This is a genomic window from Bartonella sp. AP19HLJMH, from assembly GCF_042196245.1.
Taxonomy (GTDB): Bacteria; Pseudomonadota; Alphaproteobacteria; order Rhizobiales; family Rhizobiaceae; genus Bartonella.
Window position 1 is genome coordinate 221,945 of record NZ_JBHIPX010000001.1, and the last position, 21,198, is coordinate 243,142.

At 35.1% G+C, this 21,198-nt stretch carries 14 protein-coding genes, 1 tRNA gene and 1 pseudogene; 7 read left to right on the forward strand and 9 right to left on the reverse strand.

Annotated elements, in window-relative coordinates; genetic code table 11:
• The first annotated feature begins 73 nt into the window (after nucleotides 1-73).
• Together ACFINR_RS00890 and ACFINR_RS00895 are read left to right on the forward strand one after the other, a co-directional pair.
• Nucleotides 74-817, forward strand: a complete 744-nt coding sequence (locus ACFINR_RS00890; protein WP_375652316.1) for an HlyD family efflux transporter periplasmic adaptor subunit — start codon at nucleotides 74-76, stop codon at nucleotides 815-817.
• Between the two features lie 295 nt (nucleotides 818-1,112).
• Nucleotides 1,113-1,577 carry a toxin-activating lysine-acyltransferase gene (locus ACFINR_RS00895; protein ID WP_375645519.1) on the forward strand — a complete coding sequence of 155 codons (465 nt, stop codon included), beginning with the start codon at nucleotides 1,113-1,115 and terminating at the stop codon, nucleotides 1,575-1,577.
• A gap of 229 nt (nucleotides 1,578-1,806) precedes the next feature.
• Here the strand turns inward: ACFINR_RS00895 and ACFINR_RS00900 are convergent.
• Nucleotides 1,807-1,881: transfer RNA gene (locus ACFINR_RS00900), tRNA-Gln, on the reverse strand.
• Nucleotides 1,882-2,756: 875 nt separating this feature from the next.
• On the opposite strand from ACFINR_RS00900, the gene ACFINR_RS00905 reads away from it, so the two are divergent.
• A complete protein-coding gene (locus ACFINR_RS00905) occupies nucleotides 2,757-3,359 on the forward strand; it encodes a superoxide dismutase (protein WP_375628283.1) in 603 nt (200 codons plus the stop codon).
• Nucleotides 3,360-3,441: 82 nt separating this feature from the next.
• Here ACFINR_RS00905 and ACFINR_RS00910 read toward each other — a convergent pair whose 3' ends face one another.
• Nucleotides 3,442-5,535 carry a S9 family peptidase gene (locus ACFINR_RS00910; protein WP_375652317.1) on the reverse strand — a complete coding sequence of 698 codons (2,094 nt, stop codon included), beginning with the start codon at nucleotides 5,533-5,535 and terminating at the stop codon, nucleotides 3,442-3,444.
• A gap of 855 nt (nucleotides 5,536-6,390) precedes the next feature.
• Between ACFINR_RS00910 and ACFINR_RS00915 the strand changes: the two genes are divergently transcribed.
• The gene (locus ACFINR_RS00915; protein WP_012754848.1) at nucleotides 6,391-6,828 is read left to right on the forward strand and encodes a MucR family transcriptional regulator; all 438 of its coding nucleotides are present in this window, start codon (nucleotides 6,391-6,393) and stop codon (nucleotides 6,826-6,828) included.
• Nucleotides 6,829-6,926: 98 nt separating this feature from the next.
• Here ACFINR_RS00915 and ACFINR_RS00920 read toward each other — a convergent pair whose 3' ends face one another.
• On the reverse strand, nucleotides 6,927-7,337 hold the full coding sequence (locus ACFINR_RS00920) for a SufE family protein (RefSeq protein WP_375611146.1): 411 nt from the start codon (nucleotides 7,335-7,337) through the stop codon (nucleotides 6,927-6,929).
• A gap of 108 nt (nucleotides 7,338-7,445) precedes the next feature.
• Nucleotides 7,446-7,821: pseudogene (locus tag ACFINR_RS00925) on the reverse strand (DUF5330 domain-containing protein).
• 1,050 nt (nucleotides 7,822-8,871) lie between these two features.
• Here ACFINR_RS00925 and ACFINR_RS00930 point away from each other — a divergent pair.
• Nucleotides 8,872-9,705 (forward strand): peptidoglycan-binding domain-containing protein, encoded by an 834-nt coding sequence (locus ACFINR_RS00930; RefSeq protein ID WP_375613011.1) that lies wholly within the window; start codon nucleotides 8,872-8,874, stop codon nucleotides 9,703-9,705.
• An 847-nt stretch (nucleotides 9,706-10,552) separates the two neighbouring features.
• Here the strand turns inward: ACFINR_RS00930 and ACFINR_RS00935 are convergent.
• The 4 genes from ACFINR_RS00935 to ACFINR_RS00950 all read right to left on the reverse strand — a co-directional run bounded on the left by ACFINR_RS00935 (nucleotide 10,553) and on the right by ACFINR_RS00950 (nucleotide 15,540).
• Nucleotides 10,553-10,753, reverse strand: coding sequence for a hypothetical protein (locus tag ACFINR_RS00935; protein WP_375652318.1), 201 nt, complete (start codon nucleotides 10,751-10,753; stop codon nucleotides 10,553-10,555).
• Nucleotides 10,754-11,457: 704 nt separating this feature from the next.
• Nucleotides 11,458-14,124, reverse strand: a complete 2,667-nt coding sequence (ppdK, locus tag ACFINR_RS00940; RefSeq protein ID WP_375631606.1) for a pyruvate, phosphate dikinase — start codon at nucleotides 14,122-14,124, stop codon at nucleotides 11,458-11,460.
• A gap of 176 nt (nucleotides 14,125-14,300) precedes the next feature.
• Nucleotides 14,301-14,957, reverse strand: a complete 657-nt coding sequence (locus tag ACFINR_RS00945) for a DsbA family protein (RefSeq protein ID WP_375611143.1) — start codon at nucleotides 14,955-14,957, stop codon at nucleotides 14,301-14,303.
• 82 nt (nucleotides 14,958-15,039) lie between these two features.
• Complete coding sequence (locus ACFINR_RS00950; RefSeq protein ID WP_375611142.1) at nucleotides 15,040-15,540, reverse strand: DUF721 domain-containing protein; 501 nt, start codon at nucleotides 15,538-15,540, stop codon at nucleotides 15,040-15,042.
• Between the two features lie 203 nt (nucleotides 15,541-15,743).
• On the opposite strand from ACFINR_RS00950, the gene mutY reads away from it, so the two are divergent.
• Nucleotides 15,744-16,802: an A/G-specific adenine glycosylase gene (mutY, locus tag ACFINR_RS00955; RefSeq protein WP_375631602.1), complete on the forward strand. Its 1,059-nt coding sequence runs from the start codon at nucleotides 15,744-15,746 to the stop codon at nucleotides 16,800-16,802.
• Between the two features lie 756 nt (nucleotides 16,803-17,558).
• Here mutY and ACFINR_RS00960 read toward each other — a convergent pair.
• Nucleotides 17,559-18,647: a site-specific DNA-methyltransferase gene (locus ACFINR_RS00960; protein ID WP_375613050.1), complete on the reverse strand. Its 1,089-nt coding sequence runs from the start codon at nucleotides 18,645-18,647 to the stop codon at nucleotides 17,559-17,561.
• Nucleotides 18,648-19,018: 371 nt separating this feature from the next.
• Between ACFINR_RS00960 and ACFINR_RS00965 the strand changes: the two genes are divergently transcribed.
• Nucleotides 19,019-19,714: an HAD family hydrolase gene (locus ACFINR_RS00965; protein ID WP_375620663.1), complete on the forward strand. Its 696-nt coding sequence runs from the start codon at nucleotides 19,019-19,021 to the stop codon at nucleotides 19,712-19,714.
• Nucleotides 19,715-21,198: the final 1,484 nt, after the last annotated feature.

Below are 21,198 nucleotides of genomic sequence, written 5' to 3' on the forward strand. Positions count from 1 at the left end.
TGCTGTAAAGTGAGCGTTATTTTCCCATTTGCTTGCATAAAAAGGCTGGACAACTCCATACTGTGTGGCCTTTTTGATTTGCACAAACCTACCGTGGAATACCGGTTATTCTTTTCTTTATAACATACCTACAACACTTCTTGCTGAAAGCAATCCTTTGGATAAAGATTTTGTGACCAAAGGACTTGCCTATCTTCCAGTTCCTCCTTCTGGCAATCAGACTGCAAGAATAGAAGGAGAAATACTTATTAGCGCTACCCTTCAATCTCTCCAAGATAAATTAAGAGCGCTAAAAGCACAAGCGGACCGCGTCGAGCGCAGCGGTGCAACACAACATGCGCAATTAGATAGGTTGGAAGATGATCGTCAATTAAGCCAAGGAAAATTAAAAGCTGCAAAAAGCCTGATGGAAACAAAAGTCATTAGCCAAGCCGTTTATTTAGAGCGTTTACATGATTTTAAAAATGTCGAGCATGAAATTTTAACCAATCAAAGACGTTTGGAAGAAAATGCCGCCGAAATAAACACCCTCCGCCAACAACGGAAAAGTCTCATTTCCGATGAAATCGCCCGCTATCGGCAACTTTCGCGTGAAACAGAACTGAATCTTCAAGGATTAAAAGCAAAGCTTGATAGCACTCAATACCATCTTGACCACTTATCACTCTATGCGCCTGTTGATGGACATATCGATGATTTAAGTATCCATACTTTGGGCGGCTTTGTAGAAGCTGGTAAAACGCTTATGCGTATTGTCCCTGATGCAGGTGGTCTCATTGTTGAAGCGTTTTTTGATAATCGAGATATTGGTTTTTAGAAAAGGGTCAACGTGCTTACATCAAGTTTTCTGCCTTTCCACCTGAACGTTTCGGTGTTATCCACGGTACAGTCGTTAATGTAGGCGCTACAGCGCGCTATAATAAAGAAATTAATGGTGTCTATGCTGTTTTAATCAAAATTGACCAAGATCACATCACTTTGAATAACAAACATCTTAAATTTATCCCTGGCATGACTGTGGCAACGGATGTCATCACCTCAAAACGGCGTCTCATTTCCTATTTCTTTGAACCTATTACCAAAGTTTTAGAACAATCTCTAAAGGAAAGATAATGTCTGTAAATGAAAATTCATCACCATCATTCATAGACCCTCTTACGGCTTTGGGTGCCATGGTTGTTTTAATGCTCACATCTCCCTTATACCGCCGCTGGCGAATCTGGGATATCGAACGAAATTTAGGACCAGCTTTACAGACTGGGCAATACAAGCTCTATAAAAATGAACGCGGAGAATTTTGTGCCTTTATCACTTGGGCTTTTTTAGATGAGAAAAATCATCAATCTATGCTTGATAAGGGAGAATTTTTACCTGATGCCAATTGGCAGAATGGAAAATACGTATGGTTTATTGATTGTGTAGCACCCTATGGCCATACTGCTCATATTGTACGCGATATGCAACGAAATATATTTCCTGATCAGCGTTATTGTTATGCTGTACGACGTAATGAAGATGGTGGAATACGAAAAATTGCACGCTGGTGTTGCTATAGAGCGCAAAATCCAGCCAAATAGTTTTTCTAAAGCAAGTGCGCATAAATCATTTACCCCTCGTCTTATAGAAAAGAATCTTTTAAAAGAGCTCTTTAAGCGATAGCTATAGCAAGAGAACCTTACCATATTTAGAGCTAACCCGCTACAAATGGGTGTTTTTCAGCTTACCAGACTTTCTATGAATAGCAATAGATAGTTAAGGGGATTGATCCACTCTCAAGCCGAACTTTTATTAACATTTTACCGGAACTGGCTGGGGTACCTGGATTCGAACCAGGGAATGCCGGTACCAAAAACCGGTGCCTTACCGCTTGGCTATACCCCAAAAAAACACGCTTTATAGCGACTCTTGCACCTTATAGCGATTCCTGTGATTGGACGCAATATCTGAAAATCAAAGACTTTACTTTTTTATCATAAAATTTCTGAGTCTTGTATGGCATTGCCATCGATACAAATTCGTAGCAGAAACTGATATACAGTTGTGATTTTAACATAAGTAGGAACCATTTATCCATCAATTATTTTGCTCTTTGTATTGATTTTCTAGGAACAGAAAATGAAAATCTTGCAGTTTACTCATGTATCTAATAAATTTGCATATGATTTACTTTTCTTGATATATTAAAATCTCATCTTGCTCAATTTAAGAAAAAAGCTGTCACCACATTGGCAACCGGTAAGTGTATGATAGTGCTGCTGTGCTCTTGCATTAAGCATAAAGATGGTAATGTCCACTAATTTTTACATTATATTATTCATGGGTAGCTCCATAAAATGAAATCAAGCACATTGAAAAATATTTCCTAAAAATAACACTTAATATTCTGTTGAAAACATTATGATACACCAATAAACTGGAAAAGTTTTGCAAAAATTAAAAACATTTTATATGGTATTTGAAAAAATAGAGATACCAAAACAAGGAATAATCGCTATTTCCATTTACTTTTTATTCAAAAGATAATGATATTTATTACCCGCTCATAGATGTAAAAAATCTTCAGAAGCAATCTTTATGTAGACCAATACCCTTTTTGATTGATGAATATACATTTCCTAAAAGCTTCTTTTACAAAAAGAGAGACATTAAAACTAATTTCATACAAACTAGGTATTCAACATTTGCTTTTAAATTCGGTAAATGGCAAATTAGGCTTATGAAATAAGCTTAACAATTAGAATCGAGGAGATTTTTAAATGGCTTTTGAATTGCCCCCGTTGCCTTATGATTACGATGCCCTTTCGCCTTATATGTCACGCGAAACGCTTGAATATCATCATGATAAGCATCACCTTGCTTATCTTACCAACACCAATAATTTTGTGAAAGAGTTAGGCTTAGAAAATGAAAGCCTTGAAGATATTGTTAAAAAAAGTTTTGGAAAAAATATTGGTTTGTTTAATAATGCAGCGCAGTATTACAATCATAACCACTTTTGGCTTTGGATGAAAAAAAATGGTGGTGGCCAAAAACTTCCTGAAAAGTTAGCAAAAGCTATTGACGCTGATCTAGGTGGTTACGACAAATTCCGCGCTGATTTTATTGCTGCTGCTAGTGCCCAATTTGGTTCTGGATGGGCGTGGGTTGCTGTTAAAGATGGCAAGCTTGAAATTATGAAAACGCCTAATGGCGAAAATCCCTTAATTCACAATGCTCACCCTATTTTGGGTGTCGATGTGTGGGAACATTCCTATTACATTGATTATCGCAATACTCGACCGAAGTACCTCGAAGCCTTTGTAGACCATTTAATTAATTGGGACTATGTTTTGAAACTTTATGAAGAATGTGAATTTTAAACTGTCTCAATAATTTTTTAGTGTATGAAAGTCCCTATAATCCAATAAATTATCGGAGACTTTCATACCAAAATATTATGGATTAGCAAAAGTCTTTTCCTGCTATCTTTAGAATATATGCATAGATATAGGCAACTTCTTCTAGCTTTGAAAAACGTCCAGCTGCACCAGCGTGCCCTGAATCCATATTAATACGTAATAAAATTGCATTATCGTCTGTTTTTAGGTCTCGTAATTTTGCCACCCATTTTGCAGGCTCCCAGTAAGTTACACGAGGATCTGTTAATCCTGCCATCACAAGTATAGGGGGATAGTTTTGAGCTTTGACATTATCGTAAGGGGAATAGGAAGCAATAAGCTTATAATCTTCTTCTGATTCAAGAGGATTCCCCCATTCGGCCCATTCTGGAGGAGTGAGTGGCAATGAAGCATCTAACATTGTCGCTAAGACATCAACAAAAGGCACATTTGCTACGATCCCAGCAAAATCCTGTGGAGCTATATTGGCAATGGCTCCCATCAACATCCCCCCTGCTGAACCACCATGAGCAATCAGCCGGTCGTGAGAAGTGAATTTATTGTTTACAAGGTAACGCCCACAAGCAATAAAATCTGTAAATGTATTGTGCTTAAAGAGATGTTTTCCTTTCTCATACCATTCTACTCCCTTTTCTTTTCCTCCGCGAATATGAGCAATAGCGTAAATAAAACCTCTGTTTACTAGAGAAAGTACATTACTATTGAAACTGGCAGGTATAGAGATCCCATAAGCACCATAACCGTAAAGCAGACAAGGCGCACCACCATCAAGGGGAGTATTTTTGTGATAAAAAAGTGAAATAGGAATCTTCTCACCATCGTCTGCTATTGCTGTAATACGTCGTGTTACATATGCATCTTTATTATGCCCAGAGGGAATTATTTGCGTTTTTAAAAGCATTCGTTTACAATTTTTCATCTCATAATCAAACACTTGATCAGGTGTTGTCATAGACGAATAGGAAAAACGAATAGTTGGACTGTTATATTCTGCAACTCCTTGCAGACCTAAAGAATAAGCCTCTTCAGTAAAAGCAATGGAATTAACTTGTTTAGTGGTACGTTCCATTACTTTTATACGTGGAAGCCCCTCAAAACGTTCGATCCAGACAAGAAAATCTTGATAAGCATCATGGGATAATATTAGGCACCCAAGCTGATGTGGGATAAACTCAGACCAATTTTCTGATTGTGGAGATGTATATGGCGCTACCATAATTTTGAAATCTTTTGCATTATCTAAATTGGTTAGAATATAAAAGACATCACCACCCTCTGTAAGTGAATATTCAATACCTTTTTGTCGTTTCCGTACACATTGGGGAACAGTAAAAGGCGCCTCAGCAGGAATTAACCAGATCTCGGATGTTTCATGATCATGAATATTAATATAAATAACATCATGAAGCTTAGAACCGCTTACATCTAAGAAAAAACCTGGATTGTCTTCACGAAAAATAAGCTTATCTTGTGATTGATCTGTGTTTAATTGATGATAATAGAGCTCTGAAGGTCGGTGGTTTTTATCCATCTTAGTATAGAAAAAACCTTCAGACCTAGCATCCCATACAATTTGACCAGATGTATCAGTAATTGTGTCCATACAGTCAGACAATGTCTCAAAATTACGAATTTTAGCTGTATAGAACTCTGATCCTTTGTCATCATAGGTCCATACCACATGTGTATGGTCAGGAGATTCTTGAACTGAACCAAATTTGAAATATTCTTTGCCTTCTGCTAGGACATCACCATTAAGGTACACGTTTTTTTCTCCGCCATTCCTTGGTGTCCGAAAATAATGTGGTTGTTGGCCTCCGGTAACATAAGAGAATCCGTAAGCAAAAGCACCATGTTTTATAGGAACAGAACTATCATTCTCTTGGATCCTGTTTTTCATTTCGGTAAAAAGCAAATCTCGTAATGGTTTTGTATCAGCCATTTGAGCTGATTGATAAGCATTTTCTTTTTCAAGATAATGTCGAATATTGGGATCAAGACAGTTAGGATCTTTAAAAACATCTTGCCAGTTAGACGCACGTAGCCAATGATAGGGATCATCACGAAAAATACCATGATATATTTCCTTATGAGTGATTCTAGATGCTTTGGGAGGAATTGCAAAAGTGCGAGTCATACACAATCCTATATTAAAATATGTTAATAGCTTCGTTTATATGTTAGAATCACAATGATTGATGCAAGTGTAAAAATCTATAAGTTCTATTCACTTGCAAAAATAGCACCATGATAATTTTTAAAACTAATACCTTTCTGTTCATTACATATCACAGCTATTGTTTTCTAGGGATATAACACCACTTTTATAATGAAAGTGACTGGTAAAACAATTAAACTATTAGAAAAAGAATTGATTTTTTTTGAAACAGTATAATCGCATAATTTTACAGAAAGGAATAAATATATCTAAAATATTATTATTACTGTATAAAAAATAAAAATGTCCTATCTCCTTTTAATGAATAGTTTTATATTACAAATAATACTATTATGTCATATTTATAATATATCATGTTTTTTATTATTAAATTTTATAAATATAAATAATAAAAACAAATTTAAAACTTATTAAACATAAACTTACTAAACTATAAGTATTCAAAACAAAATATAATAATTTATATATTATATTTTTATAATTAGTAATTTTATTTTTACGTTCTCAAAAAAAATAAATAAATTTTATCATATATTTTTTTATATTTGTGATGTATTATATATTATGTATGATATGTTATAGGGTAAAAATATATTTTAGCATGTAATAATTTCGTTTTTCTTATTGTATATTATGACAAAAAATAGGTATTTATTTGATTTTTTTGTGTTTTGGCAATTTTATAGAATAATTGAATTGACAAAAAAGATTTTTGTACAATATGAAACTCATGTGCATGAGATCTTTATATCATGAGTATATGCACTATATCTCGATTTTGAATTACTCAATTTTAAATTAAAGGAAACAAGAATGGAACATCGTGCAGTCTTAGAGACTGAAAGCAATTTAGTTATTACATTGGTTGCTGATATTGTTGCTGCCTACGTGAGTAATAATTCTATTCGACCGACTGAAGTGCCAAGTTTAATTGCTGATGTCCATGCTGCTTTTCGTAAAGCAGGGAATCTAGAGTTAACAGAAGTCGAAGTTGAAAAACAAAGGCCTGCCGTTAATCCGAAGCGTTCAGTATTTCCTGATTATCTCATTTGCCTTGAAGATGGAAAGAAGTTTAAATCTCTAAAGCGTCATCTCATGACACATTATGGAATGTTACCAGAGGAATATCGTGAAAAATGGCAGTTAGATAGTTCTTACCCTATGGTGGCGCCTAATTATGCAAAAACACGATCGGCTTTGGCCAAAGAAATGGGGCTTGGACGCAAAAGCAAACGGAAAAAAACTAAATAATCTTATTTTGCGAAAAAATGGTTTCGTGCATAAAGTTGATTTTAGTATACATGTTTTGTGTGAAGCTTTTGTATATATAGCAATTTCTACCAAGGGGATTACATATAGCTTTCGTTACGAATCCGTTTAATCATTGATTTCAAACCATTTGATCGTTGTGGTGTAAGATTTTCATTTAAACCAAGTTTTTCAAAGAGCTCTTGAGCATCAGAATTGCGAATTTCAGAAGCTTTTTTGCCTGAATAAAAAGCAAGAAGTATGTAAATGAGTCCACGCACAATATGAGCATCGGAATCACCTTGAAACGTCAATATTGGATCTTTTGAGTTATTACGTGAAGATAGAAGCCACACTTGGCTAACACAACCAGGAACTTTGTGAGCATCGTTTCGAGCGCTTTCTGGAAAAGGTGGCAATTCATAGCCAAGCTCGATGACATAACGATAACGATCTTCCCAATTATCCAAAAGCGAAAAGTTCTCTATAATATTACCGATTGTTTCCGCCATTATTTTAGTCCTGTTTCGTTTGAATAATCATTCTTGAATACACTTATAAAAAATAAATATTTATTCTTCCTAACATAAATAACACGAAGAACGTTAAAAATCCTTATTTCAAGATAACATTGCATGGTTTTGTAAGAACTCTTGTATTTCGATTTTGTAAGAAACATTAGGGGAAGTCTCTGATATCATTTTTGTTTCCTAATATGTTCCCTAAATATTCATAAGCAGCTCTTGCACCGTAATATGCGCGCTCACCAAGTGAACTTAAAAAGGATTTTCCTACTTTGCAGGTTTTTATATTACGGTCACAAAATGCGCCTAAGTCATTTAAGGCTTCCTTAAAAGCAACAATCACATCGCTCGTTGTTGTCTCATTATTTTGGGGGCTAGAAGAATGATTACTGCTTGGATCTGCTACAAAAAATGAAATAATGACAAAAATAAAAAATAAAAAAAATGATAATTTGATTAAAAAACGTATCATGGACAATCAATGTACCGCAGTGGTAAATACAATAAAAGAAGCATTTTATACACTGTTGCTTTATAAACAATTTATAAAATGTGCTTTTTATAAAATTGAGTATTCATGTATTGGATCTATATCATTGGCTTTTTTATAAATATGGCACAATTCCGCTGTATAAAATGGGATACATTGTCTATTCAGTAAAAAATTAACATCAAAATTATACACTTACAAGCTGGTCATGTTAATGAACATACTATGATAAAAAATGAGAGAGATAATCGTGTGGTGTACATAATTATTTTAAATAATAGTCCACCATCTTAGCTTAGTTGAAAAAGCTAAAAAGAGTAAACTCTGTTATTCTGACTCTAGTGTCGATAAAATATTTATATTATCTATAAAATTTTTACTGGAATGTTATGAAAATAGTCAACCTGTCAATAAAAACATCAAAAAATAACTGCATCTCTTATGATTACATCTCAAGCCAGTTTTTTCTATAACATTGTAAACATCAATTTAATTAATACTTATGAAAATTATTTAATAGAAGGAATTTATACCAAAATATAATAATATTAAGAGATAATTATTATTACCAAACCGTTTATGGATAAGTAACCATCTATATGTAAATTATAAAGAATAGATAATGATTGTCATCTTTTTAGCGTTATAGGCAAATATTTTCAATTTTATTTTAAATAATAGGCAAACATATGCCCCAAAATGAAGAATAACGTGGCATTATTGTTTAGATAATTATATGTGATAATGCAGTTTGCAAACACCAAAATGATCTTGAATGCTAATCATTTGGTGCTCTCTTTATACACATTAAAGATTTGTATAAAATAAAATGAATAAACGTTGATAAGAACTCTTGTTGATTTATCAACTTATAAATTGATATAATGAAGCCGCTCATTTTAGGAGTTTGAAAGGAAAAATCAATAATGTCAATGCACTTCTCTCTGGCTGGAAGTAAAAACTGATTCATATTCGTTTCCTAATTTATATTTGTTTCTTTGTAAAAAATAAACGCAACTGAAAATAAAAGTAATGGCAACAAAACGAAAGACCTACCGAAAAAAAACTGTAAAACACCGTAAATACTATAGTAGTATTGTTATAACACTTCTTCTTATAATTTTTCATTTTATTTTTTGGAGTGCAAAAACTCTTTATTTCTATACACGAAAAAATACTTTATTTTTTGTTGGATCTTTTCTTTTTAGCATTAGTTTTTTATTTATTTCATTTAATGCTTTATTTTCGCAAATGACAACGCATCAAAATATTTTAACTCAAATGAAATTTTCCTCTGTTCAAAGTATAGGTAAGAGCTCTACTTTATCGGAAAAAGAAGAAAAATCACAAGAACTCTCCCGTGTAACTTCTGTACATTCTCAAAGCCATAAGCACACAAATTCACCTTTACCCTCTCAATCAGCAAGCATGCTGGAAAAGCAAAAAGAACTAGCAAAATTAGGACTTTATGATGGACCATTAGATGGACTGGAAGGACCTAAAACACGCCGAGCCATCACTTTATGGAAACAGCAAACTGCTCAGAGAATGCAAAAGAATGTTCTATCTAATCCCGCAGCAGATGAAATCGCGATATTAATTAAGCAAAGCGAAATAGAAACAAACAATACAAAAAATATGACACACTTAAAAGAAGCTATTTTAGAGCCTTCTGTTGAAGATATTATACAAGTGCAAAAAGCTTTACATATTTTTGGGAATGAGGAGGTTATTGTCACAGGAATAGAAGATCAAAAGACGATAGAAGCCTTAAAACAGTTTCAAAAAATATTTGATCTTCCTGTAACAGGTAAAATTAATCACACAATTTTAATGAAAATGCGTGAAATTGGTTTATTAAATTGAATCTAATCATAATAATCTCTTAATTTATAATGATAATTCATCTTTCGTTTGTTTAATGCTCCCCTCAAACATTCCTTCATCTCAAGCCCTCTTATTTTCAATCAATCAGAATGGTTTTCTTACACATTACATATTGAGCCGTATAATTTGCTTCAAAAAAACCACAACCGATTGCAGAAAAAAGAATATTGCAAAATAGCAAACGCGCTTGTTCTAGCATTTTTATTGCCTCTGATGATAAAAGGACACGAAATTTTTGTAGTATCACGTAAACCTTTCATATTATCGAACCACGAATTGTCCATATATTATCGTCAATTTGATCTTTATAAATATGATGCAAAGAATTTGTGCAAACACCTGTAAGGATAAGTAGACGTAAAGCTAATTGTGTTATGGTTGTTGTTTTGCAAAGTGTATGATAAAAAACCGGCCTTCTCTCTAATCTATTGCTGGAAAGTTATGTGTTTTATGACATTGTCTTCTTAAGAGAGCGTGTGCGTTTAGTATTGTCTATAAATCAACATCCAAACTTACCGCAGCAGTATGTTTGAAAAAAATGTTAAGACAGTTTAGTACTTCTCTCAGCTGTTATAGCTTTTATATGCCAAATGGAGGCAAGAATATTGCGCATCTCTGTTTGTATAATCTCTTAAAACAGGAAAACAGCCTAATTTGGGAAGAATATGAAATTTTAAGGTAAACACCATTTTTCATCTTTGCCATTTCCTTTTAATTCAGCTTTACGCCTTTCAAAGACATCTAAAGCAATATCTTTAAAATAACGGAAATTACCTATTGCCTCATGCTCTTACTTTATCACATGTCTTTTTGGTCTCACTCCCCCTCACCTAAAACAAAATGTCCCAAACGGAATATACTTGGATTGCCATTCACGGGCTTTCTTAAAAAACATCTCTAAAGCACCCAAAACCACTTCGCAACAACACCCGTGAATAATAATAGCAGGCCCCCCCCCCACAACAACTGCGCGACAGCGCACATCATCTTTACGCTTGTGAAGAAGCAAGCCGGCACCATTACACACTGTACCTACCTTCAATTTGTGATAGCTCTCACTTGAGACGTTTCATAAGAGGCATATCCTTGCTTTATTTTTTTACCTACAGACGCTCATCCCGCCTGTAACATACAAAAAACATGGTTTTGATTGATTCATTATAAAAGAAGTCGAAATAAGAAGATCTTATGATATTTACAGCTTTCATTCAATATGAGAAATAAAAAATTATCTTTATAAATCAATAGATTGTGTAACTTTGATATTCCTTTATAAATGTAAAGATGGGAGTGCATAATGGAGTTTATAAATTTTGGGAAGATTTTTATAAACTTACGGGGAGTTTTACATAATCCCCATTCCACGAATATCAATGTGAAATGGGGCATCACTGAGAAATGTCTATCTCAAACAGCATGATGCGCAAAAAAAATGCATTTGTTTGCAGCATTCTACTTTGCGTGAGGAGCTCATTCCCCTATAAAAAAGCAAACGCGTAAATTGACTGCACAATAACACGTTTCTCTCTATCAAGAGGTTCGCCAATAAAAAGTGCATTAATAATACATCTTTGTCTATCCTGTGCTTTATATTTTCTCTCATAAACCTCTAACGCGTAACACAACTTATCGTGCATTTTAGAAGCATTTTTATTCCCTTTATTAAAGAAAATAAAAGAATATATAAAAATTTATTTCAGTAATAACGATACAACAAAAAATATTAACCCATTACATCCTTTTTGCTATTGCGGCCTGAGCTGCTGCTAAACGAGCAATTGGCACTCGAAAAGGAGAACACGAAACATAATCTAGGTTATTTTCTTCGCATAAAGCAATAGAGGCAGGATCGCCTCCATGTTCACCGCAAATTCCCAATTTTATTTTTGCACGCTTTGAGCGTCCACGCTGTGCAGCAATGGTAATAAGTTCCCCTACTCCATCACGGTCAATAGACACAAAAGGATCTTGCTCTAAAAGACCTTTTTGAAAATAGGTTGCCAAAAAAGGAGCTGCATCATCACGGGAAATCCCAAAAGTAGTTTGTGTCAAATCGTTTGTTCCAAATGAAAAAAATTCAGCAGTTTCAGCAATTTCATCTGCTCGAAGCGCCGCTCTTGGAAGTTCAATCATCGTCCCAACCATATATTGAATAGTGCTTCCCTTTTCTTTCATCACTTCCTCAGCAACCTGATCAATACGCGCTTTCACAAAATCGAGTTCAGATTTAAGCGCAACCAGTGGCACCATAATTTCAAGCATAACAGGAGATCCAGATTTTTGGGCAGCTTCTGCTGCTGCTTCAAAAATCGCCCGCGCTTGCATTTCTGCAATTTCAGGATAAGTAATAGCTAAACGGCATCCTCGTAATCCAAGCATAGGATTAAATTCGTGCAACTGCTGAGTGCGTTCAGCAAGCACTTCAGCAGAAACACCCATAGCTGTTGCAACATCAAGAATTTCTGCTTTCGTTTTAGGCAAAAATTCATGTAATGGTGGATCTAGCAAGCGGATAGTAACAGGTAAACCACACATAATTTCAAATAATTCACTAAAATCTGAACGCTGCATTGGCAAAAGCTTATCTAGTGCTTTACGACGACCACTTTCATCATGACTTAAAATCATTTCACGCATGGCAACGATACGTTCATCAGAAAAAAACATATGCTCCGTACGGCAAAGACCTATACCTTCAGCCCCAAAAGAGCGCCCCATACGGGCATCAGATGGTGTATCAGCATTAGCGCGAACTCTTATACGTCGCATCCCATCAGCCCATTCCATTAATTTTGCAAAGTCTCCGCAAAGCTGAGGCTGCAACATTGCAACTTTCCCTTTGAAAATTTCTCCACTTCCACCATCAATTGTGATAACATCACCTTTTTTTAGGCTTTCTCCTGAGGCAAACAATGTATTTGTGTTATAATCAATCCGCACACTGCCAGCACCAGAAATACATGGTTTTCCCATCCCCCGCGCAACAACAGCAGCGTGACTTGTCATACCGCCACGCGTTGTTAAAATTCCTTCTGCAGCATGCATACCATGAATATCTTCTGGACTTGTTTCTACCCGGACCAAAATAACTTTGCGACCTTCCGCCGACACAGTTTCTGCCTCTTCTGAAGTAAAAACAATTTCACCAGTTGCGGCTCCAGGAGAAGCAGGTAAACCACGTCCTATAACAAAACGTTCTGCTTTAGGATCAAGTGTTGGATGCAAAAGTTGGTCCAGCGACTTTGCATCAATACGCATCACAGCCTCTTCACGGTTTATTAACCCCTCCTCAACCATTTCAATTGCCGTCTTGAGAGCCGCACGAGCCGTGCGTTTTCCTGAACGAGTCTGAAGCATCCATAATTTACCTTTTTCAATGGTAAATTCGAGATCTTGCATATCCCGATAATGCTGCTCAAGCTTCTGCGCAATCTGACATAATTTCAAAAAAGCCTCAGGCATAATTTTTTCTAACGACGGTCTATTTGAACCAGCAACAATACGCGCACTTTCTGTAATATTTTGAGGCGTTCGAATGCCCGCCACAACATCTTCCCCTTGCGCATTAACTAAAAATTCACCATAAAGTTCTTTTTTCCCTGTCGATGGATTGCGTGTAAAAGCAACACCTGTTGCCGAATCTTCTCCCATGTTACCAAAAACCATAGCTTGCACATTAACTGCCGTTCCCCAACTTTCAGGAATGCTATGTAAACGGCGATAAGTAACTGCACGTGCTGTCATCCAACTTGAAAAAACGGCTCCAATTGCCCCCCATAACTGTTGTTCAGGATCTTGTGGAAAAGGGGTTCCTAATTTTTCTTCAACATAGGCTTTATAAGAAATAATAACATTCTTCCAATCATCTGCTGTCATTTCTGTATCAATAGTGTAACCATTGCATGCCTTTGCTTCATCAAGAATCTCTTCAAAATACGAATGGTCTAGCCCCAAAACAACGTTAGAATACATTTGGATAAAACGCCGATAACTATCATAAGCAAAACGTTCATTATTGGCTTGTAAAGCAATGGCTTTTACAGTCTCATCATTCATGCCAAGGTTAAGCACTGTATCCATCATCCCTGGCATAGAAGCCCTAGCCCCTGAACGAACAGACAGCAAAAGTGGCTTTTGCTCACTCCCAAATTCACGTCCTGTTTGTTCACCAACACGTCTTAGTGCTTGCTTAACAGATTCCTGTAGCTCTTCTGGATATGATTTGTCATGGGCGTAATAAAAATTACAAACTTCTGTTGTCAGCGTAAATCCTGGCGGTACGGGCAAACCAAGATTACTCATTTCTGCCAAATTAGCCCCTTTACCTCCGAGAAGGTTACGCTCACTTGCACTTCCTTCTGCCTTTCCATCTCCAAAACTATAAACCCATTTTTTCACTGTACAAATCCTCCCATATCAGCATCAAAACATCATTCAACCGAGGCTCACTTAAAAGCAATGATTTGATCAAAATTGGCTCAAAAACAATATCGCTTCATAAATGCATAATATTAATCCTTCCAAAGGAGATAATGGCCAAAAGTATCACTATCCATCTTCTGGAAGATTAAGATTCAGTTTTTAAGAAAACTATCAATCACCGAAAAAAATTCTTCTACTTTCATGGCACCTTCATATTTACTACCATTAATAAAGAAAGTAGGTGTTGCTGTGACACCAAGCTCTTTACCGCGTTCAAAAGATGCATTTACTTCATCTAAAATGGACTGATTTTTCAAACACGCAGTAAAACTTTCATCTGTAAAACCAGCCATTAAGCCAATTTTCTTCAATGGTGTTAGAGCATTTTTTCCGAAAGCCCATTCATTTTGTTTTTGAAATAAAACTTCTATCAAAGGAAAATAGCGATCTTCCGGTGCACACCGTGCCAACATAAAACCTGCTGTTGCCCGAGGATCAAAAGCATATTCTCGGAAAATAAGTTTTACTTTTCCTGTTTTGATATATTTTTTACGAATTTGGGGAAGTATATCATTATAAAAATGCGCACAATGGGTACATGTCAACGAAGCATACTCAACAATGACGACTGGTGCATCCGCCTCTCCCTCAAAGCGATCCTTTACTTTACCCGATTGGAGAAGCTCTGCCATATCAACAGTCGCCACTGATTTGGGATCACGCGCTAAAGCAACTGTTACACTGTTTTGTACAATCGTTATGAAGAGAAAAATTATCCCGAAAGATAAAAAAGAACGATATTTTACCATAAATAATACTTTTCTGTTGTTATTAACGAATAGGAATCCTATGCTTTCTCATATATTAAAGAAAAATATATAAAATATCTTTCTATTTATTATTTTTTTCCAAAAAAATGCAACAGCCAAGTTGATAAAGTGCTTGGTGCAAACTTTTATCTTCAATTCCTTCAAGCATTTTTTCCACGTATTTTTTGTCTTGTTCACTCAAAGGCGGTTTTAGAGGCAAGTGATTCATAAAAACCGACATACTCCTTTGCTCAATCTTGATGCGATCAATAGCAATGTAGCCAAAAAATCCGTTAATTCTATGAAGTAATTCCTCTGTTTCATGCATCAATTTTAACGCAGCAAATCCTTCACATGCGACAACAAGTGTTGCTGGCTGAAAAACTTCATCTTGATCTGCACGACGTTTCCAAATAATTTTAAGCGGCATTGTATGTTCACTGATATCATAGCCCGCAATCTGTGGCCAATGTTCTATAAGCGCTACATTAAGCCCTGTCCGTTTGCGTAAAACTGGATCAAGTATTTTGTATACCGCCTCAGAAAGAGAATAAAAGATACGTTTTTTAAGTTGTTTTCTCATTTTTAGATCATTGTTCAACCGCTTACTAAATTAAAATCATTTGTTTCATCTAAAAATTGTTGCCTCCTCAATTTATGAAATATCAACAAAATAAAAAGCCTTTTCTCACCAGAGCCTTGACAATAAAAGAGCAAAAAACATGAATTACAAAATAAATAATTTTTTCTTTTGCATTTTATATCTCCCTATGCTTGAAAGCAATCATGTATGAAATTTCTTCGCACCTCCTTGCTTGGTACGATCAAAATCACAGACATCTTCCATGGCGGATTACCCCCGAAAAGCAAAAACAAGGTATCCGTCCTGATCCCTATCAAGTTTGGCTTTCTGAAATCATGCTTCAACAAACAACCGTTGAAACAGTTAAGCCTTATTTTAAAAAGTTTCTAAAACTATGGCCTGATCTTTCCTCTTTAGCAAAAGCCTCCCAAGATGATATCATGAAAGCATGGGCTGGACTTGGTTATTATTCACGCGCACGTAATCTTAAAAAATGTGCGCAACAGCTTGTTGAAAACTACGCGGGACAATTTCCACAATCTGTAAAAGAATTGCGAACTCTAGCCGGTATTGGAGATTATACTGCCGCAGCCATTGCTGCGATTGCTTTTAACCACCCTGTAGCAGTGGTTGATGGTAATGTCGAACGTGTGGTAGCGCGACTTTTTGCTATCACTTCAATATTGCAAAAAGCAAAAGGTGAAATTAAAGAAAAAACACAAAAAATTACTGCTTTAAATCGTCCTGGTGACTTTGCTCAAGCAATGATGGATTTGGGAGCAACAATTTGTACTCCACGCAAACCATCTTGTTATACCTGCCCTCTTCAATGTTTATGCAAAGCAGAAAAGATGCAACAACCGGAGTCTTTTCCAGTTAAAGCCCCTAAAAAAGAACGCCCTTCAAAAACAGGTATTGCTTTTGTGGTTCTTAATAAAAAGAAACAAATTTATTTGGAAAAACGACAGACGCAAAAGCTCCTTGGTGGAATGACCCAAATTCCTAACAATATTGGCATAAACAACGAAAATGGGCTACAAAACGCACCCTTTACTGCCAATTGGCAATTCAAAGGACAAATTACGCATGTTTTTACTCACTTTTCTCTAAAACTTGATGTTTACTATACCGAAGATGTTCATGAAATGAATTGTGAAAATGGTTGGTGGTGTAACATTCAACATCTTGCCGAAGAAGCATTACCTACTGTTATGAAAAAAGCCATTTCCGTAGCACTTCCCAATTCTTTTAGATTTAAATAACCTTCCCTATTCATAAAAATGTTTTCTAATGGAGACTTTTGTATCTCTAGCGATCATTTATTAATCTGTAAAAGAAAAATTTAAAAAATGAAATAACCAATTTTTTCTACAGACAAAAATTAAGGAGGGATAGAAAAGCTTAAAAATCTTAAATTTAAATTTCAGGTTCTATCCTTTTTTCGCTTATGAAGGAGTAAGTCGGCTCCATCGTTATATTTACCAGCCCCCTCAACATCCCTTGGTACGTGAAACGGATTATAAGAGGTACTTTTAGTTCTTTCGTTAACAATTTTTATTCACACGCCAACCCCGTTTATGACATGCAAGAAAGTAATTTTCATCGATTCAATATGGAACAAGTTTTAAATGAAAAAACTTGACGATATTCCGAAGGCAATTCAATATGAGTTGTGCTAAATTATCTTTATAAATAAATACATTTTACGCACTTTACAGATGTACGTACTCAAAAAAGCACTTAATTTTGAACTTCTGAATGAACCTTTTAATTCTGATATTTCATTTTTATAAGCTTATATTGAAATTTTACTGTTTTGGAACTAAAACGAGAACATAGAGTGAAAATTTCTCATTTTAATTTCTTCTAAAAGAAGCATAAAAATACTCGCTTGTCGCTTACAAGCGAGATTAGTGTGTCAATAAAAAACATCTAATAAAGGCATAAAACGCCCTCACGTCCATCTCAATCAAGATCAGGTACATTGGTGGTCAATAGAATGAAGCGATCAGCTTAGTTCATAAAACACCCGTTTTTAACATTTGTGAACGTATGATCATTCTTAAATGATCTATGGACTTCAACCGTCCATTTTCCTCATAATACCAAAAGGTCCAACCATTACAACTCTGCGAATCTTGAGCCTTTCTTCCCATTGCGTGAATTGAGCCCGCTTCACCACCATGCATAATCGTACCATCAGCTCTTACAATAGCAGATACTTGCTTCTTACGATCATAAAGAACTTCTCCAGGATAGAGTAAACCTGCTTCAAGCAAACTGTTGAATGCTACGCGTGGTTCTGCTTTTTTTCTATCCAAAATCGCTAGTTCTGGTTGCGCTAAAGGTTGAACCGCTGCAATTCTCTCACATGCTGCATCGATGTAATCTTGCTCGCGTTCAATCCCAACAAAATCACGCCCTAAAAGCTTGGCAACAGCACCTGTTGTTCCCGAACCAAAAAACGGATCGAGAATAACATCACCAGGTTTACTAGAAGCCATAATAATACGCGCTAATAACGCTTGCGGTTTTTGTGTTGGATGTAATTTACGCCCCGAATCATCCTTTAAACGTTCAGCTCCAGTGCAGAGAGGGAAAAGCCAATCTGAACGCATTTGTAGATCTTCATTTGCCGCTTTTAAGGCATCATAATTAAATGTGTACTTTTTATCTTTTTGATCTCGCACGGCCCAAATAAGCGTCTCATGAGCATTTTGAAAACGGCGCCCTCGAAAATTAGGCATCGGATTATTCTTGCGCCAAATAATATCATTAAGCATCCAAAAACCTAAATCTTGTAATGCCGTCCCAACCCGAAAAATATTATGGTAAGATCCGATAACCCAAAGTGTTCCGTTGGGTTTTAATACACGACGACAAGCAAGCAACCATGCACGAGTAAAAGCATCATAAGCAGCAAAACTCTCAAACTGATCCCATGCATCATCAACCGCATCAACAAGCGAATGATCTGGACGGTATAAAGCTCCATCCAATTGCAAATTATAGGGTGGATCCGCAAAAATCATATCAACAGAATGTTTTGGAAGTTTTTCTAAAACGGAAACACAATCTCCTTTAAAAATTTTATTGCGCCATGGCATTTGTGAGGGAGTACGAAGGAAATCTTTTTGAAGCTGAATAACTGTCATGAAAAACCCAACAAAATTAACTGAATTTGCCCTATAATCAACCAAAATAGTTTATAGGCCCGCATTACCAATCTATATTTACAAAATAGCGTAAACGTATCGTTAAAGTTCTATAAAATTGATGATTGTTTTTGTTTTTTTAGTAAAAAAAACTTTCATATGAATGAAACCTTAATTTTCTTTTTTTCAATGTACTGTTCCCATATCTTTTATTTCGTAAAAGAATTAAGAATCATTTTCAAAGCGTATTTTTATGAAATAAGATCTTCTCAATATCGTTTTCATGAAAGTTGTCCATCTCGTAACATGTAAAGGAATATCTTATGCCTCAGATAGATCTTATTATTTTTGATTGTGACGGAGTTCTCGTCGACTCTGAATATCTTGCAGCAAAAATTGGATCTCAATTGCTCAAACAAACAGGATATGAAATATCACCCGAAGAATTGAGTGAGCGTTTTGCAGGGCTTATCTTTCGCGATATTCTTAAACACGTTGAACAGGAAACAGAAAAACCTATTTCTGCTCATCTCATAGATCAAATGACTAATATTTTTCGTACACAAATAAAAACTAAATTACGGGCTATTGATGATGTAAGAGAAGCTGTAGAAATTATCCAAACACGCTATCCCTACTGTATCTGCTCTAATGCAAAAAGCGTAGATATAAAAGAGATGCTCACCACGGTTGATCTCTATGACCTTTTTGAAGGTAAAATATTTTCAGCACCTGAAGTTGGAACAAAAAGAACGAAACCGGCCCCTGATGTTTTCCTTTTTGCCGCACAACAATTACAGGCAGAGCCCCAAAACACTATCGTTATAGAAGATTCACTTCATGGTGTACACGCAGCCATAGCAGCAGGCATGCGTGTCATCGGCTTTACGGGAGGATCACATAGCTATCTTGGCCACTCTAATGCACTTGCAGAAGCTGGTGCAGAAACAGTTATTGCAAAACATGCTCATTTAGGAGAAGTCTTAGAAGCAATGGCAGTATGGCGAGATCTATTATAAAAAATCTCTTGAATATATCAATTTGTAAACTCTTGTAAGAAGCATTTTTATTCAAATGTCCTGCTCTTCTCGCTGCTCCTTTTATAATAACTTCAATAAATGCGCAATTCACGACACGGGTGAATTGCATCTCAATGTGAAGGAAAAATATAGCACCTCATTGAGATCATAAGTCTGTTAACCATTGCACGTACTTAAAAAAAAGCAAAAAACAGGGGTGCAAACTCATAAAAATTAAACCCTGCTTATCTATCTCAAATCCAATATCCCACTCCCAACCACAGCAGCTCATCCTGATAAATTATTATATTTGTCAAAAAAGAAATATTACGATGCCTTGCTCGATAAGATGTGAAAATTGCTAACCTCTTTCATCTGATCAAAAAAACACACACTATGGTAAAATTGTAAGGGATGTGCATATTGATCATGGAAAAAATATTAAAATTCGCGGAATCTATGGAACACAAGACTTTATTGAAAATGACAAATGCGTCCTTGTTGAGTTACAAAGGCTTATATTTACTCAATCCAAATCTCATAAACTTGTTGAAGGCTTATTTACTTTGCTGCTTAAATAGTATTTTAACAGCATCAATTGGTACAACCTCCCTAAGATTACAAAAAACAAAAAGAATACACTCTTATGAAGATGTGCATTTTATAAAAAACATTTCATACCAAGTAATTTACAGACAATATATTGATTTATAATCATAATTTATCATTATTCAAATTAAGCAAAAAAACCGAATATTGTAAGATTCTCTCATTTCAAATCTGGATATGTTGAATTAAATAAATAAAGAAATAAAAATGCCTTTTAATGAATCATCTCAAAAGGCAAAAATTGTAGCAACATTAGGAGCGAGAAAAGTGTATGGCAATGCCATCTTTCTTCTTTATAAACGTCAAAAATTCTGATGCCCTAAGAATTTTATATTATGGGGGCTTTATCATCATATCTATCATTGCAAAATAGGCTTGAGTACCTTGAGAACGGTTTCTTTAAAAAAGCACATAAATATGAAACATATAATCATGTTAAACAAGCGACAGAGATACCAATAGTTGCTTAAAATTTTCCGAAAGCACTTAATAGCCTTTTTAAATAAGCAATGAAATCAGATCTTTTCAAAAGTAATCCACTTTCTAAAAATAAAAGCGGCTTTTCAGTTTGGAAAGAAGAAAATATTGAAAAATATTATCCAATGCTGATCTTTTGGCACTCATAAATATGTCTAAATTATATTCTTCTATACACTGCCTTGCATCATAGTAATATGCTGTTCACATTGGCGATAAAAAGATAATATCATTTATCTCTATCCAATTTGGAACTCTACTTTACACTATGAGAAAATTGTACATTTTTTAGTATCTATAACATATTATTATCTATAAGATAAATGTATATATTTAATAGTAAAGTAAGAATTATTATTCTGCTATCACGATGCAATTAAATAACCATTGAATAATAA

Excerpts from the sequence above, each read along its gene's own strand:
- ACFINR_RS00960 (WP_375613050.1), bottom strand. The coding sequence starts at position 18,647 with ATGCCATGGCGCAATAAAATTTTTAAAGGAGATTGTGTTTCCGTTTTA.
- ACFINR_RS00965 (WP_375620663.1), top strand. The coding sequence starts at position 19,019 with ATGCCTCAGATAGATCTTATTATTTTTGATTGTGACGGAGTTCTCGTC.
- ACFINR_RS00930 (WP_375613011.1), top strand. The coding sequence starts at position 8,872 with ATGGCAACAAAACGAAAGACCTACCGAAAAAAAACTGTAAAACACCGT.
- ACFINR_RS00920 (WP_375611146.1), bottom strand. The coding sequence starts at position 7,337 with ATGGCGGAAACAATCGGTAATATTATAGAGAACTTTTCGCTTTTGGAT.
- ACFINR_RS00910 (WP_375652317.1), bottom strand. The coding sequence starts at position 5,535 with ATGACTCGCACTTTTGCAATTCCTCCCAAAGCATCTAGAATCACTCAT.
- ACFINR_RS00895 (WP_375645519.1), top strand. The coding sequence starts at position 1,113 with ATGTCTGTAAATGAAAATTCATCACCATCATTCATAGACCCTCTTACG.
- ACFINR_RS00945 (WP_375611143.1), bottom strand. The coding sequence starts at position 14,957 with ATGGTAAAATATCGTTCTTTTTTATCTTTCGGGATAATTTTTCTCTTC.
- mutY (WP_375631602.1), top strand. The coding sequence starts at position 15,744 with ATGTATGAAATTTCTTCGCACCTCCTTGCTTGGTACGATCAAAATCAC.
- ACFINR_RS00915 (WP_012754848.1), top strand. The coding sequence starts at position 6,391 with ATGGAACATCGTGCAGTCTTAGAGACTGAAAGCAATTTAGTTATTACA.
- ACFINR_RS00905 (WP_375628283.1), top strand. The coding sequence starts at position 2,757 with ATGGCTTTTGAATTGCCCCCGTTGCCTTATGATTACGATGCCCTTTCG.
- ACFINR_RS00950 (WP_375611142.1), bottom strand. The coding sequence starts at position 15,540 with ATGAGAAAACAACTTAAAAAACGTATCTTTTATTCTCTTTCTGAGGCG.